Annotated in this window: 12 protein-coding genes; 9 read left to right on the plus strand and 3 right to left on the minus strand. The window is 64.8% G+C overall.

Annotated features, from left to right (window positions below; all coding sequences use genetic code 11):
• Genes nuoK through CRO07_RS10840 form a run of 7 tightly spaced genes read left to right on the plus strand, consistent with a single transcriptional unit; the run spans position 1 to position 8616 of the window.
• Positions 1 to 306, plus strand: a complete 306-nt coding sequence (gene nuoK, locus CRO07_RS10810) for an NADH-quinone oxidoreductase subunit NuoK (RefSeq protein ID WP_097030707.1) — start codon at positions 1 to 3, stop codon at positions 304 to 306.
• 5 nt (positions 307 to 311) lie between these two features.
• The gene (nuoL, locus tag CRO07_RS10815; RefSeq protein WP_097030708.1) at positions 312 to 2429 is read left to right on the plus strand and encodes an NADH-quinone oxidoreductase subunit L; all 2118 of its coding nucleotides are present in this window, start codon (positions 312 to 314) and stop codon (positions 2427 to 2429) included.
• Positions 2429 to 3970 carry an NADH-quinone oxidoreductase subunit M gene (locus tag CRO07_RS10820; protein WP_097030709.1) on the plus strand — a complete coding sequence of 514 codons (1542 nt, stop codon included), beginning with the start codon at positions 2429 to 2431 and terminating at the stop codon, positions 3968 to 3970. The genes nuoL and CRO07_RS10820 overlap by 1 nt, the downstream gene beginning before the upstream one ends.
• Before the next feature lie 10 nt (positions 3971 to 3980).
• Positions 3981 to 5417 carry an NADH-quinone oxidoreductase subunit NuoN gene (nuoN, locus tag CRO07_RS10825; RefSeq protein ID WP_097030710.1) on the plus strand — a complete coding sequence of 479 codons (1437 nt, stop codon included), beginning with the start codon at positions 3981 to 3983 and terminating at the stop codon, positions 5415 to 5417.
• A complete protein-coding gene (locus CRO07_RS10830) occupies positions 5407 to 6189 on the plus strand; it encodes a biotin--[acetyl-CoA-carboxylase] ligase (protein WP_097030711.1) in 783 nt (260 codons plus the stop codon). Before nuoN ends, CRO07_RS10830 begins: the two co-directional genes overlap by 11 nt.
• The gene (locus CRO07_RS10835) at positions 6173 to 6946 is read left to right on the plus strand and encodes a type III pantothenate kinase (RefSeq protein WP_097030712.1); all 774 of its coding nucleotides are present in this window, start codon (positions 6173 to 6175) and stop codon (positions 6944 to 6946) included. The genes CRO07_RS10830 and CRO07_RS10835 overlap by 17 nt, the downstream gene beginning before the upstream one ends.
• Positions 6943 to 8616 (plus strand): ribonuclease J, encoded by a 1674-nt coding sequence (locus CRO07_RS10840; RefSeq protein ID WP_097030713.1) that lies wholly within the window; start codon positions 6943 to 6945, stop codon positions 8614 to 8616. Before CRO07_RS10835 ends, CRO07_RS10840 begins: the two co-directional genes overlap by 4 nt.
• A 260-nt stretch (positions 8617 to 8876) precedes the next feature.
• Here the strand turns inward: CRO07_RS10840 and CRO07_RS10845 are convergent, their stop codons facing one another.
• The 3 genes from CRO07_RS10845 to CRO07_RS10855 form a co-directional block, all read right to left on the minus strand.
• On the minus strand, positions 8877 to 10409 hold the full coding sequence (locus CRO07_RS10845) for a DEAD/DEAH box helicase (RefSeq protein WP_176504554.1): 1533 nt from the start codon (positions 10407 to 10409) through the stop codon (positions 8877 to 8879).
• Between the two features lie 170 nt (positions 10410 to 10579).
• Positions 10580 to 12184 carry a peptide chain release factor 3 gene (locus CRO07_RS10850; RefSeq protein ID WP_097030790.1) on the minus strand — a complete coding sequence of 535 codons (1605 nt, stop codon included), beginning with the start codon at positions 12182 to 12184 and terminating at the stop codon, positions 10580 to 10582.
• Between the two features lie 43 nt (positions 12185 to 12227).
• Complete coding sequence (locus CRO07_RS10855; protein ID WP_235840975.1) at positions 12228 to 13136, minus strand: Hint domain-containing protein; 909 nt, start codon at positions 13134 to 13136, stop codon at positions 12228 to 12230.
• A gap of 6 nt (positions 13137 to 13142) precedes the next feature.
• Here CRO07_RS10855 and CRO07_RS18700 point away from each other — a divergent pair, with 6 nt between their 5' ends.
• Complete coding sequence (locus tag CRO07_RS18700) at positions 13143 to 13547, plus strand: hypothetical protein (RefSeq protein ID WP_176504552.1); 405 nt, start codon at positions 13143 to 13145, stop codon at positions 13545 to 13547.
• A 3-nt stretch (positions 13548 to 13550) separates the two neighbouring features.
• Positions 13551 to 14648, plus strand: coding sequence for an ABC transporter ATP-binding protein (locus CRO07_RS10860; protein WP_097030716.1), 1098 nt, complete (start codon positions 13551 to 13553; stop codon positions 14646 to 14648).
• Positions 14649 to 14660: the final 12 nt, after the last annotated feature.

The following is a 14660-nucleotide window of genomic DNA, read 5'->3' on the forward strand; positions in this document are numbered from 1 at the left end:
ATGGTGGGACTTGAGCATTATCTGACGGTGGCGGCCGCGCTGCTGGTGATCGGCATCTTCGGCATTTTCCTGAACCGGAAGAACGTCATCGTGATCCTGATGTCGGTCGAGTTGATACTGCTCGCCGTGAACATCAACCTTGTCGCCTTCTCCAGCTTTCTTGGCGATCTGACGGGGCAGGTGTTCACGCTGTTCGTGCTGACCGTGGCCGCGGCCGAGGCCGCCATCGGCCTTGCGATCCTTGTGACCTTCTTCCGCAACCGCGGCACCATCGCGGTCGAAGACGTCAACGTGATGAAGGGCTGAGGCACATGGCAACGATCATCCTTCTGGCGCCGCTGCTGGGCGCGCTGATCTGCGGCTTTGGCTGGCGCCTGATCGGGGAACGGGCGGGGCAGGTCATCGCCACCGCGCTGGTGTTCCTGGCGGCGGCCCTGTCCTGGGTCATCTTCCTGACCCATGACGGGCAGATGTATCAGGTCGTGCTGATGCGCTGGATCGAAAGCGGCTCGCTTTCGACGGAATGGGCCATCCGCATCGACCGGCTGACGGCGATCATGCTGGTCGTGGTGAACACGGTGTCGGCGCTCGTGCACCTGTATTCCTTCGGCTACATGGCGCATGACGACAACTGGAACCACCACGAGCATTACAAGGCGCGCTTCTTCGCCTATCTGTCGTTCTTCACCTTTGCGATGCTGACGCTGGTGACCTCGGACAACCTGGTGCAGATGTTCTTCGGTTGGGAAGGGGTGGGCGTCGCCTCGTATCTGCTGATCGGCTTCTACTACCGCAAGCCGTCGGCCAACGCCGCGGCGATCAAGGCCTTCGTGGTGAACCGTGTCGGTGACTTCGGCTTTGCGCTGGGGATCATGGCGCTGTTCTTTCTGGTGGATTCGATCCGCTTTGACGATGTCTTTGCCGCCGCGCCGCAACTGGCACAGACCAACGTCAGCTTCCTGTGGACCGAGTGGAATGCCGCGAACCTGATCGGAGTGCTGCTGTTCATCGGCGCGATGGGGAAATCGGCCCAGCTTGGGCTGCACACCTGGCTTCCCGATGCGATGGAAGGCCCGACGCCGGTTTCCGCGCTGATCCACGCGGCGACGATGGTGACGGCCGGCGTGTTTCTTGTCTGCCGTATGTCGCCGCTTTACGAATTTGCACCTGACGCGCAGACCATGATCGTCGTGCTGGGGGCCACCACCGCCTTTTTCGCGGCGACCGTGGGTCTTGTGCAGAACGACATCAAGCGCGTGATCGCCTATTCGACCTGTTCGCAGCTGGGCTACATGTTCGTGGCCGCGGGCGTGGGCGTCTATTCGGCGGCGATGTTCCACCTGTTCACGCACGCCTTTTTCAAGGCGATGCTGTTTCTTGGCGCGGGCTCGGTCATCCATGCGATGCACCATGAACAGGACATGCGGAACTACGGAGGGCTTTGGAAGAAGATCCCGCTGACCTTTGCCGCGATGATGATCGGCACGCTGGCCATCACCGGCGTCGGCATCCCGCTGACCCACATCGGCTTTGCCGGCTTCCTGTCCAAGGATGCGATCATCGAAAGCGCCTGGGTCGGCTCGTCCTATGCCTTCTGGCTGCTGGTTGTGGCGGCCTGCTTCACCAGCTTCTATTCGTGGCGGCTGATCTTCCTGACCTTCTTCGGCAAGCCGCGCGGCGATCATCATGCCTATGACCACGCGCATGAAAGCCCGAAGTCGATGCTGATCCCGCTGGGGGTGCTGGCGCTGGGGGCGATCTTCTCGGGGATGGTCTGGTATAACTCGTTCTTCGGGGACCACGACAAGGTGGCCAGCTGGTTCGGCATCCCGCATCACGAGGCCACGTCGCACGAGGGCGAGAGCCATGCCGCGGCCACGGCCGAACATGGCGCCGCGCCCCAGGCTGCGGATGAAGCCGGCGCCCATGCCGGTGGTGCCGGGGTCGAGGGCCACGCCGAAGTGGCCGCTCTTGGCCCGATCGGGGCAATCTACATCGGCCCCGAGAACCACGTCATCGACGAGGCGCACCACGCGCCGGTCTGGGTCAAGGTCTCCCCCTTCGTGGCGATGGTGCTTGGGTTCCTGACGGCGGTGCTGTTCTACCTGGTGAAGCCGTCGCTGCCGGCCGCGCTGGCCCGCAGCCAGCGCCCGCTGTATCTGTTCCTGCTGAACAAGTGGTATTTCGACGAACTGTTCGACACGATCTTCGTTCGTCCCGCGCGCCGTCTGGGCCATTTCCTGTGGAAGCGCGGTGACGGGGCGGTGATCGACGGCGCGATCAACGGCCTGGCGCTTGGGATCATCCCGGCGCTGACGCGGCTCGCCGGTCGGGCGCAGTCCGGCTACATCTTCCACTACGCCTTCGCCATGTTCCTCGGCATTGCGATCCTCATTACCTGGATGACGCTCACGGGGGGCGCGAACTGATGGAAAACCTGCTGTCGATCATCACCTTCATCCCGCTGGTGGCGGCGCTGATCATGGCGCTGTTCCTGCGGGGCGAGGACGCGGCCGCGCAGCGGAATGCGAAGTGGCTGGCGCTGCTGGCGACCTCGGCCACTTTCCTTGTGTCGCTGTTCCTGCTGGCAGGCTTTGATCCCGCCAACACCGACTTTCAGTTCGTCGAGACCTACGACTGGATCGCCGGCCTGAAATACAAGATGGGTGTGGACGGGATCTCGATCCTGTTCGTCATGCTGACCACGTTCCTGATGCCCCTGACCATCGCCTCGGCCTGGGAGGTCGAGACCCGCGTCAAGGAATACATGATCGCCTTCCTGATCTTGGAAACCCTGATGATCGGGGTGTTCTGTGCGCTGGATCTGGTGCTGTTCTATCTGTTCTTCGAAGCCGGCCTGATCCCGATGTTCCTGATCATCGGGATCTGGGGTGGGAAAGAGCGGATCTATGCCGCGTTCAAGTTCTTCCTCTATACCTTCCTCGGCTCGGTCCTGATGCTGATTGCGATGATCGCGATGTATTGGGACGCGGGCACCACCGACATTCCCACGCTGATGCGGCACGAGTTCGCCTCGGACACGATCGGGATTGCGGGCTTCCAGATCGTTGGCGGGCTTCAGACGCTGCTGTTCCTTGCGTTCTTCGCCAGCTTTGCGGTGAAGATGCCGATGTGGCCGGTTCATACCTGGCTGCCGGATGCGCACGTTCAGGCGCCCACCGCCGGCTCTGTGGTGCTGGCGGCGATCCTGCTGAAGATGGGCGGCTATGGCTTTCTGCGCTTCAGCCTGCCGATGTTCCCGGTGGGGTCGGACCTGCTGACGCCGCTGGTGCTGTGGATGTCGGCCATCGCCATCGTCTACACCTCTTTGGTGGCGCTGGCGCAGTCGGACATGAAAAAGCTGATCGCCTATTCGTCGGTGGCGCACATGGGCTATGTCACCATGGGGATCTTTGCCGCCAACCAGCAGGGCGTGGACGGCGCGATCTTCCAGATGCTGTCGCACGGCTTCATCTCGGGCGCGCTGTTCCTGTGCGTGGGCGTGATCTACGACCGGATGCACACGCGCGAGATCGACGCCTATGGCGGGCTGGTGAACCGGATGCCGGCCTATGCGCTGATCTTCATGTTCTTCACCATGGCCAACGTGGGCCTGCCGGGCACCTCGGGCTTCGTGGGCGAGTTCCTGACCCTTCTCGGGATCTTCCAGGTCAACACCTGGGTGGCGCTGGTCGCGACAAGCGGCGTGATCCTGTCGGCGGCCTATGCGCTGTGGCTTTACCGCCGCGTGGTGTTCGGCGAGCTGGTGAAAGAGGCGCTGCGCACCATCCGCGACATGACCACCCGTGAAAAGGCGATCTTTGCGCCGCTGGTGGCCATGACATTGTTGCTGGGCATCTATCCCAGCCTTGTCACCGACATCATCGGGCCCTCGGTGGCCCGGTTGACGACCGACTACCAGTCCACCGTGGCCGCGCTGGACGCGGGCACCCGGCTGGCCATGGAATGAGGGACGAGTGATGACCCCCGCAGACTTTTCGACCGTCCTTCCCGAAGTCGTTCTGGCGACCGCCGCCATGGTGGCGCTGATGGCTGGCGTCTATACCGGCAAAGACCGCACGGCGCCGATGATGACCTTTGTCATGGCGGGGCTGATGCTGCTGCTGGCCGTCTGGATCGGTCTGGGCGGCAGCGGCGAGCGCACGGCCTTTGGTGGCATGTTCATAGAAGATCCGTTCTCGCGCTTTGCCAAGGTGGTGATCCTGGGGTCGGCGGCGGCGGTGCTGCTGCTGGGGCAGGATTACATGCAGCGCCGCGATCTGGGCCGGTTCGAGTTCCCGATCCTTGTCGCGCTGTCGGTCACCGGCATGATGATGATGGTGTCGGCCGGGGATCTCATGGCGCTTTACATGGGGTTGGAGCTGCAAAGCCTTGCGCTTTACGTCGTGGCCTCGTTGCGGCGCGATTCCCCGAAATCGACCGAGGCGGGGCTGAAATACTTTGTTCTGGGCGCGCTGTCGTCGGGGTTGCTGCTGTATGGCGTCTCGTTGGTCTATGGCTTTGCCGGGACCACGCTGTTCTCGGGGATCATGCAGACGCTGAACGACGGTGTGCCGCTGGGCCTGCTGTTCGGGCTGGTGTTCATGCTGTCGGGTCTTGCCTTCAAGGTTTCCGCCGCGCCGTTCCACATGTGGACGCCCGATGTGTATGAGGGCTCGCCCACGCCGGTGACCGCGTTCTTTTCGACCGCGCCAAAGGTTGCCGCGATGGCGCTGATCGCGCGGGTGGTGCATGACGCCTTTGGCGGTATCCCGGGCGACTGGCGGCAGGTGCTTGCGGCATTGGCGGTGGTGTCGATGTTCCTCGGATCGGTCGCGGCGATCGGCCAGCGCGACATCAAGCGGATGATGGCCTATTCCTCGATCGGCCATATGGGCTATGCGATGGTGGGCCTTGTTGCGGGCACTGCGGCGGGCGTGCAGGCGATGCTGCTTTACATGGCGATCTATGTCACCATGAACATCGGCGCTTTCGCCTTCATCCTGTCGATGGAAAAGGACGGCCGCCCCGTCACCACCATCGACAGCCTGAACATGTTCGCAAAACGCGAACCGTTGAAGGCATTCGCGGTGCTGATCCTGATGTTCAGCCTGGCCGGCGTGCCGCCGTTCATCGGCTTTTTCGCCAAGTTCTATGTGCTGATGGCGGCGGTGAAGGCGGGGATGGTCTGGCTTGCGGTGCTGACCGTTCTGGCGGCGGTGATCGGCGCCTATTATTACATGCGCATCGTCTACTACATGTATTTCGGCAAAGAGACCGATCCGGTCGAAAGCCGGATGGACGGTGTGCAATGGGCGATGCTGATGGGGGCGGCGGCCTTCAACGTTCTGGGTGTGATCAACATGTTCGGGCTTGAACCGCTGGCCGCGCTTGCGGCGGAAACGCTTGTCCGCTGATCCCTGGCCCGAGGGTGTGGCCCGCCACGCCCTCGCTACGGTCGACAGCACCAACGCGATGGCGGCCCGCCTCGCGCCCAGCCTTAGCGGACCTGCCTGGATCATGGCGGGCGAGCAGACGGCCGGGCGGGGGCGGCGCGGCCGTTTCTGGGCCAGCCCGCGCGGCAACTTCTACGCCACCCATGTCATGCACCCGACCGAGTCGCCCGAGGTGGTGGCCCTGCGGTCCTTCGTGGCGGCGCTTGCGCTGCGCGATGCCTGTGTGACGCTGACCGGGATGCCCGACGCCTTTTCGCTGAAATGGCCCAATGACGTGCTGCTGAATGGCGGCAAGCTGGCCGGCATCCTGCTGGAAAGTCTGGGGCAGGGCGGGCGGGTGCAGCATCTGGCCATCGGTATCGGCGTGAACCTGATTGCCGCGCCCGACCCCTCGCTGGTGGAACCCGGCGCCGTCCGCCCGGTCAGCCTGCTGGGCGAGACCGGGCTGCGCATCGCCCCCGCCGCCTTCCTGGATACGCTTGCCCCCGCCTATGCCCGGCGCGAGGCCAGCTTTACCCGCTATGGCTTTGCCCCCACGCGCGAGGCGTGGCTGGCCCATGCCGCCCGTCTGGGGCAGCCGATCCGCGCCCGCACCGGCCAGGATCTGCGCGAAGGCATCTTCGAGACGGTGGACCCTTCCGGCGCTTTGGTGTTGAAGACCGTCCAGGGCCGTCAGGCGATCCCGGCGGCCGAGGTGTTTTTCCAAGGGGGAAGCGATGCTTCTGGCGATTGACTGCGGCAATACCAACACCGTCTTCTCGATCTGGGACGGCACGCAGTTCCTGGCCACCTGGCGCATCGCTACCGACCACAAGCGCACGGCGGACGAATATCACGTCTGGCTGTCAACGCTGCTGACCCTGACGAAAATCGAGGCGCGGATCACCGAAGCCGTGATCTCGTCCACGGTGCCGCGGGTGGTGTTCAACCTGCGCGTCCTGTGTAACCGTTACTATGACTGCCGCCCGCTGGTGGTGGGCAAGCCCGAATGCCGTCTGCCGGTCGCGCCGCGCGTCGATCAGGGGACCACGGTTGGCCCGGACCGGCTGGTGAACACGGTGGCGGGGTTTCATCTTCATGGCGGCAACCTGATCATCGTGGATTTCGGCACGGCCACCACTTTCGACGTGGTGGATGCGGATGGCGCCTATATCGGCGGCGTGATCGCGCCGGGCGTGAACCTCAGCCTTGAAGCCCTGCACATGGCCGCTGCCGCGCTTCCGCATGTGGATGTGACCAAGCCCCATGCCGCCATCGGCACGAATACGGTGGCCTGCATCCAGTCAGGGGTGTATTGGGGCTATATCGGCCTTGTCGAGGGCATCGTTCGCCAGATCCGGCTGGAGCGGCACGCCCCGATGAAGGTCATCGCAACAGGGGGCCTGGCACCCTTATTCGACCAGGGATTCGATCTTTTCGACAAGGTGGAGGACGATCTGACCATGCAGGGTCTCGTGCTGATCCATCGCTACAACAAGGATACGGAATGAGTGTGAACCGGCTGATCTATCTGCCGCTCGGCGGGGCGGGCGAGATCGGGATGAACTGCTATGTCTATGGCTATGGCCCGGAAGGCAAGGAACGCCTGATCGTCGTCGATCTGGGCGTGACCTTCCCCGACATGGAAACGACGCCCGGCGTCGATCTGATCATGCCGGACATTTCGTGGCTGGAGGCGCGCAAGGACCGGATCGAGGCGATCTTCATCACCCACGCGCACGAAGATCACATCGGCGGCCTTGGCCATCTGTGGCCAAAGCTGAAGGCCAAGGTCTATGCCCGCCGCTTCACCGCCACCATCGGCCGGCTGAAGTTCGAGGAACACGGCCATCCGCTGGATGCGATCACCACGGTCGGCGCCCGCCCCGAGGTGGTCGAGGCCGGCCCGTTCTCGGTGCAGTTCGTGCCGGTCAGCCATTCGATCCCCGAAAGCTCGGCGCTGGTGATCGACACGCCGGCGGGCCGGATCGTCCATTCGGGCGATTTCAAGCTGGACCGCTCGCCGGTCGTGGGCGAGGCATGGTCGGACGAGGCGTTCCGCTCGATCGCGGCGGAACGGCCGGTGAAGGCGCTGATGTGCGATTCGACCAACGTCTTCTCGCTGCATCCGGGCCGGTCGGAAGCGACGCTGGCCGATCCCTTGCGGGCGCTGATCGCCGGGGCGCGCGGGATGGTGGTGGCGACCACCTTCGCCTCGAACGTGGCGCGGCTGAAGACGCTGGCCGAGGCCGCCGCCGCCTCGGGGCGCAGCGTCTGCCTTCTGGGGCGTGCGATGCGGCGCATGGTGCAGGCGGCTCAGGAAAGCGGTGTGCTGACCGGCTTTCCCAAGGTCGTCTCGCCTGAGGAAGCGGCCGAGATCCCGCGCCGCGACCTGATGCTGATCGTGACCGGCAGTCAGGGCGAACGGCGCGCGGCCTCGGCGCAGTTGGCGCGGGGCAAGTATCTGGGCCTTGAGATGAAAGAGGGCGATCTGTTCCTGTTCTCGTCCAAGACCATTCCGGGGAACGAACGTGGCGTGCTGCGCATCGTCAATTCGTTCTCGGAAATGGGCGTGGATGTGATGGATGACGCCGGCGGGCTTTATCATGTCTCGGGACATGCCAACCGACCGGATCTGGAACAGGTCCATACGCTGCTCTGGCCCGAGGTCGTGGTGCCGATGCATGGCGAGCATCGCCACCTGCGCGAACATGCGCGGATCGCGCTGTCGAAGGGGCTGGGCGCGGATGTCATCACCAACGGCATGCTGGTCAATCTGACCCGCGGGCTTGAGGTGGCGGAATATGTCGATACCGGGCGGATCTATCTGGACGGCTCGGTGCTGATCGGCGCCCGCGATGGCGTGGTGCGCGACCGTATCCGCATGGCGCTGAACGGTCATGTGCTGACCACGGTCATCCTTGACGAACAGGACGAGCCGCTGGGCGATGCCTGGATCGAATTGATGGGCCTGCCCGAACGCGGCAAGACCGGGCGTGCGCTGGCCGAGACGATGGAAGAGGAACTGTCGGACTATCTTGGTCGCGCCGGCGCCAAGGTGATGCGCGATGATGACAAGCTGGACGAGGCGATCCGCCGGATCGTGCGTCAGGTCGCGATGGAGGAAATCGGCAAGAAGCCCGAAGTCACCGTCGTCGTCAGCCGGCTGATGGAAGGTTAATCGATCAGCGTGCCCGCCGCGTCGCCCACAAGGGCGCCCGGCGGGCCGGCAATGACGGCACACCCAAGTGTGCGTCGGTCGCGGCGCGGATGACAGCCCGCCCGAGTTCGCCGGTCGCGGCGCGCTCGGGTTCGTTGCTGCCGCAAGCCGCAAGCAAAGGACGGCCCGCCAAGGGCGGGACGCTGCGGATGATTCAGGTCCTTCGCGGCGTTGTGGATGGTCCATAACGCCGCGAAAGGGCTGTCAGTTCGCGCAGGCGATCAGTTTTCGCCTTCTTCGGCCATCAGGTCCGACACAAGCTCGGCCTCGTCCTCGGCTTCGGTTGTGGGCAGGCTGGGGATGCGGAAGCTGCGCAGCAGGAAGTCGGGCACATGATCGCCCATACCCACCACCACGCGGTCGTCGCGGCGGTCGCGTTCGGGGCTGCGGTTGCGGCGCTCGTCGCGGCGGGCGGGGCGTTCCTCGCGCAGTTCCGGCGCCGGCGTCTCTGGCGGCTCGACCTTGACGGCGGCAACCACTACGGGTTCGTCGCGCTTGGGTTCCTCCCGGCGGCGGTCGTCGCGGTCGCGCCCGCCGCGGCGGCTGCGCGAAGACCGCTCGCCCCGCGCCTCGTCGGAACGATCCGGGCGATCCTCAAGGCTGAAGCCCTCGGGCAGGGTGCCCCGCGGGATCGGCTGTTTCACCAGCGCCTCGATTGCCACGACATACTTTTCGTCATGCGGCACGGCGATGGTATAGGCCTTACCCTTGCGACCCGCCCGGCCGGTGCGGCCGATGCGGTGAACATAATCCTCGGGGTGGGTCGGCACGTCGAAATTGAACACATGGCTGACCGCCGGAATGTCCAGCCCGCGCGCGGCCACATCAGACGCCACCAGAAGATGCAACGAGCCATCGCGGAACCCGTCCAGCGTGCGGGTGCGCTGCGACTGATCCAGATCGCCATGGATCGGGGCTGCATTGAAGCCGTGCTGTTTCAGCGACTTGGCCACCACATCCACATCCATCTTGCGGTTGCAGAAGATGATGGCGTTGGTGCAGGCCTCGCCCTCGGCGCGGATCAGCGCCCGCAGCACGGCGCGCTTGTCGGCGAAGCTGCGTTCCTTGCGGCTGGGAGTGATCTGGATCAGCGCCTGTTCGATGGTTTCCGAGGTCGTCGCCTGCCGGGCCACCTCGATCTTGACCGCGCCGGTCAGGAAGGTGTTGGTAATGCGTTCGATCTCGGGCGCCATGGTGGCGGAATAGAACAGCGTCTGCCGGGTAAAGGGCGTCAGGCTGAAGATCCGCTCGATGTCCGGGATGAAGCCCATGTCGAGCATCCGGTCGGCCTCGTCCACCACCATGATCTGCACGCCGGTCAACAACAGCTTGCCGCGCTCGAAATGGTCAAGCAGCCGGCCGGGGGTCGCGATCAGCACATCCACGCCGCGGTCGATCAGCTTGTCCTGTTCGGTAAAGCTGACACCGCCGATCAAAAGCGCCTTCGACAGTTTCGAGTGCTTGGCATAGATGTCGAAATTCTCGGCCACCTGCGCGGCGAGTTCGCGCGTCGGGCACAGCACAAGGCTGCGCGGCATCCGGGCGCGGGCGCGGCCTTTGCCGAGGATGGTGATCATCGGCAGCGTGAAGCTTGCGGTCTTGCCGGTGCCGGTCTGCGCGATCCCGAGGACATCCTTGCCCTCCAGCGCGTGGGGAATGGCCTGGGCCTGAATCGGCGTGGGCGTTTCATAGCCGGCTTCCTGCACGGCCTTGAGCACGCGGGGGTCCAGCGCGAGGTCGGAAAACTTGGTCATTAGCATCCTGTGAATGCGGTATCGGACCGCATGATACTCAAGGGGACGCTGATGGTCCGGGCGTCCCGGCGTCTTTGGCCCAATTGGCCACCTTCGGCGCCATAGCCCAATTTCGTCGCAGGGTCAAGGTTCGGGCGAAAATGCCGGCCGCGGGGGCCGGCATGACGCAATCAGACCATCATTTCCTTGGTCGCGGTCAGCTTTACCGCGGGGTGGTCGCGGCTGACGCGGTCGATGTCCCATTGCAGCCGCGTGAGGTAGACCAGATCGCCATCGCTGTCATGGGCGATATGGCCCTTGTTCACGTTCACGAAAGCCTCGACCTCTGCTTTCGGCCCCGAGACCCAGCGCGCCGAGGTGAAATGCGAGCCTTCGAAACGCACGGGAAGCGAATATTCCAGCTCGATCCGGCTGGCCAGAACGTCGAATTGCAGCGCGCCGACCACGCCCACGATGAAGCCCGATCCGATCATCGGCTTGAACACCTTGGCGGCGCCTTCCTCGGCGAATTGCATCAGCGCCTTTTCCAGATGCTTGGCCTTCATCGGGTCGGCCGCGCGCACGCCCTGCAACAGTTCCGGCGCAAAGCTGGGGATGCCGGTGAAGCGCAACGCCTCGCCTTCGGTCAGCGCATCGCCGATGCGCAGCTGGCCGTGGTTCGGGATGCCGATGATGTCGCCGGCCCAGGCTTCCTCGGCCAGTTCGCGGTCGGCGGCCAGAAACAGCACCGGGTTGGTCACTGCCATCGGCTTTTTCGACCGCACATGCAAAAGCTTCATGCCGCGTTCGAAATGGCCCGAGGCAAGGCGCACAAACGCCACCCGGTCGCGGTGCTTGGGGTCCATGTTGGCCTGCACCTTGAACACGAAACCTGTGACGGCGGTTTCTTCGGGGGCGATGGCGCGCTCGGCCGCCTTTTGGATCTGCGGTTCGGGGCCGTATTCGCCCATGCCGCTCATCAACTCTTTCACCCCGAAAGAGTTGATGGCAGAGCCGAACCAGATCGGCGTCAGGTGACCTTCAAGAAAGCTTTTCCGGTCAAAGCGGGGCAGCAGTTCGGCCACCATCTCCAGATCCTCGCGCAGCTTGGCCAGCAGGTCGGCGGGGATGTGTTCGGCCAGCTTCGGGTCCGACAGGCCCTTGATCTCGATCGACTCGGCCACCCGGTTGCGGTCGGCGCGGTCCATCAGTTCCAGCCGGTCGTGCAGGATGTCATAGCAGCCCAGAAAGTCGCGCCCCATCCCGATCGGCCAGGAGGCGGGCGCCACGTCGATGGCAAGGCTTTGCTGGATTTCGTCGATGATCTCGAACGTGTCGCGGCTTTCGCGGTCCATCTTGTTACAGAAGGTCAGGATCGGCAGATCCCGCAGGCGGCAGACCTCGAACAGTTTCCGTGTCTGGCTTTCCACGCCCTTCGCCCCGTCGATCACCATGATCGCGGCATCGACCGCCGTCAGCGTGCGATAGGTGTCTTCGGAAAAGTCCGAGTGGCCGGGGGTGTCGACCAGATTGAAGCGCCACGAACCGAAGTCGAAGCTCATGGCCGAGGCCGAGACCGAGATCCCCCGGTCCTTTTCAAGTTGCATGAAGTCTGATCGCGTGCGCCGCGCCTCGCCCTTGGCGCGGACCTGTCCGGCCATCTGGATCGCGCCACCGAACAGCAGGAACTTTTCGGTCAGCGTTGTCTTGCCGGCGTCCGGGTGCGAGATGATCGCAAAGGTCCGGCGACGGGCGATTTCGGGCGGCAGGGCGGGGCGGTTCGGGATGTCGAGCATGGGCGCGATATAGCGGGCCGGCCCGGTCTTGGAAAGCGGCACGTCAGCGCGCGGGATGCCCCGTCGCCGCAGGGTGACCGATCCGGTCAAGAAGCTGGCGGCTGGCCTCGGTGCCGACATGCTGGCTTTGCGACAGGCCGGGGAAGCGGGCGCGCACCTCGTCTGCCAGTTCGGCGGGCAGACGGGCCACCGTCGCCTCGTTCACCATCAGGCTTTCGGCGGGGATCCCCTCGGCGTAGATGATTTCGTGCCGGTCGAACACAAGGCTGAAATAGTCGATGAAGCCGCCTTCGCGCAGAAAGACGCTGTCGCCATTCACCAGATGGCGGGCCTGCACCAGCACTTCCGATGTGGGCAGTTCACCCCGGCGGCGGCGGTAATACAGGAAAATCCGGTGATGCTGGCTGACCACCAGATCGGCCATGTTGCCAAGCACGCCACGGGCGATCACCACGGGGGCAAAGCTGCCCACCGCGCGCAGCGTGGCATTGCCGATCCAGCGGATCGGTTGCGGGCCGTGGTCGCGGGTCAGCACGAGGTCGCCCGCGCGCAAAGTCTCGATCGGGCGCTGGGTGCCGTCGGCCATCGTCACCATGGTGCCATGGGCAAACGAGACGCAAAGCAGGTCGGCCAGTGCCACGTCCTGCGGGGCGTCCTCGATCTTGACCAGCACATATTCCACCCGCGGCCCCAGCGGCGACAGCGGCAGCAGATGCAGCCCCCCGGCCTCGCCCGCGACATCGATCAGCAGAAGATCGACCGAGTCGCCTTCCGGTGTCATCAGCCGATAACGGCAGGCCAGCCGCACCCTGTCACCGGGGCGGCCGACGTCCGACCCTTCGGCCACCGCAAGCGCATCGCCGGGCGCAGGCCGCACCGCAAGCCGCAGCGGCACCGCCGCAGGGTCGAGTTCGTAGCTGTCGCCAAGGCAGACCTGATCGGGCCCGGCCATTCCATCATGCAGATTGACGCCGGAGCTGACGAAAATGTCATCGGCGCGGAACAACTGGCAGCGATGCCCGGGCAACGGGGAAGGGGAGGACTCTGTCGAGCGCATCAGGTCGAGGCCGATTCTCTTGCGGGGGCGGCGACATCAACCGGGTCGCCCGATCGCCAGCAGACCGAGGAAAGATTATCAAATCGTGCAGGTCGGGTCAATCTTTCGGCGGTGGTGCGCCATTGCTTCGCCATGCACAGCCCCGGTGCGGGACGCGCGTGGCAATGCCGGGGAAAGCGGCAGATCGCGAAGGGTGGGGGCGTTGTATCGGGATTGTCCGGCTGGTGGCGGCTGCCGGACCGTCCAAGGCTTGAACCGGCGCGGGAAAGGCGGCAGAACGGGAAGCTGATGAAATTTGTCGGATAGCCCGTGCCCCAGCCCCTTACCGACCCGCCCGTGCGTCTGAAGGTCGAGCATCTGACGCGTGCGTTCGGCGGCAGCCCCGTGGTGAACGATGTCTCGCTTGAGGTGGCGCCGGGACAGGTGACCTGCCTGCTTGGACCCTCGGGCTGTGGCAAATCCACCACGCTGCGCATGATTGCCGGGGTCGAGCGGCCCGACAGTGGCCGGATCGCCATCGACGGCCGCATCGTCTGCGAAGGGTCGTTGTTCCTGCCGCCCGAGGCCCGCTCGGTCGGGTTGATGTTTCAGGATTTCGCACTGTTTCCGCATCTGACGGTGGCGCAGAATGTGGCTTTCGGGCTGCGCGGCCCCCGCGAAGAAAAGATGCGGCGGGTCGATGACCTGCTGGAACGGGTGAACCTGTCCGGCTATGGCCCGAAGCATCCGCATCAGTTGTCGGGGGGCGAACAGCAGCGCGTGGCGCTGGCCCGCGCGCTGGCGCCGCGGCCGCGGGTGATGCTGATGGACGAGCCGTTCTCGGGGTTGGACAACCGGCTGCGGGATGGCATCCGCGACACCACGCTGGAAATCCTGAAAGAAGAAGGCGCGGCGGTTCTTCTGGTGACCCACGAGCCCGACGAGGCGCTGCGGATGGGCGACGAGATCGCGCTGATGCGGGCGGGGCGGATCGTGCAGCGTGGCTCGCCCTACAATGTCTATAACGCGCCGGTGGACCGGGCAGCGGCGGCGTTCTTTTCCGATGTCAACGTGATCCGGGGGGTGTCGCGCGGCGCCTTGACCGATACGCCCTTTGGCGAGTTCCTGACGCCGGGCCATCCCGATGGCGCCGAGGTCGAGATCGTGATCCGGCCCCAGCATCTGAAGATCGATTTCGATCGTGGCGGCAGGGGGCCGAACCCGACGCCCGCCGACGGCGCCGCCGCGCGCGGAACGGTGGTGCGGGCGCGGTTTCTGGGGCGCGAAAGCCTGGTCGAGTTCGCGATGGACGGCGACGGGTCGCGGCTGACGGCCTCGGTTCCGAATGTGTTCCTGCCCCGGCCCGGAACCGCGTTGTGGCTGATGATCCGGCGGGATCGCTGCTTTGTCTTCGCCGCGCGGCATTAGGCCATGGCACAG

It is taken from the genome of Cereibacter ovatus, assembly GCF_900207575.1.
GTDB classification, from domain to species: domain Bacteria; phylum Pseudomonadota; class Alphaproteobacteria; order Rhodobacterales; family Rhodobacteraceae; genus Cereibacter_A; species Cereibacter_A ovatus.

Excerpts from the sequence above, each read along its gene's own strand:
- CRO07_RS10835 (WP_097030712.1), top strand. The coding sequence starts at position 6,173 with ATGCTTCTGGCGATTGACTGCGGCAATACCAACACCGTCTTCTCGATC.
- CRO07_RS10820 (WP_097030709.1), top strand. The coding sequence starts at position 2,429 with ATGGAAAACCTGCTGTCGATCATCACCTTCATCCCGCTGGTGGCGGCG.
- CRO07_RS10840 (WP_097030713.1), top strand. The coding sequence starts at position 6,943 with ATGAGTGTGAACCGGCTGATCTATCTGCCGCTCGGCGGGGCGGGCGAG.
- nuoN (WP_097030710.1), top strand. The coding sequence starts at position 3,981 with ATGACCCCCGCAGACTTTTCGACCGTCCTTCCCGAAGTCGTTCTGGCG.
- CRO07_RS18700 (WP_176504552.1), top strand. The coding sequence starts at position 13,143 with ATGCAGATTGACGCCGGAGCTGACGAAAATGTCATCGGCGCGGAACAA.
- nuoK (WP_097030707.1), top strand. The coding sequence starts at position 1 with ATGGTGGGACTTGAGCATTATCTGACGGTGGCGGCCGCGCTGCTGGTG.
- CRO07_RS10855 (WP_235840975.1), bottom strand. The coding sequence starts at position 13,136 with ATGGCCGGGCCCGATCAGGTCTGCCTTGGCGACAGCTACGAACTCGAC.
- CRO07_RS10845 (WP_176504554.1), bottom strand. The coding sequence starts at position 10,409 with ATGACCAAGTTTTCCGACCTCGCGCTGGACCCCCGCGTGCTCAAGGCC.
- CRO07_RS10850 (WP_097030790.1), bottom strand. The coding sequence starts at position 12,184 with ATGCTCGACATCCCGAACCGCCCCGCCCTGCCGCCCGAAATCGCCCGT.
- nuoL (WP_097030708.1), top strand. The coding sequence starts at position 312 with ATGGCAACGATCATCCTTCTGGCGCCGCTGCTGGGCGCGCTGATCTGC.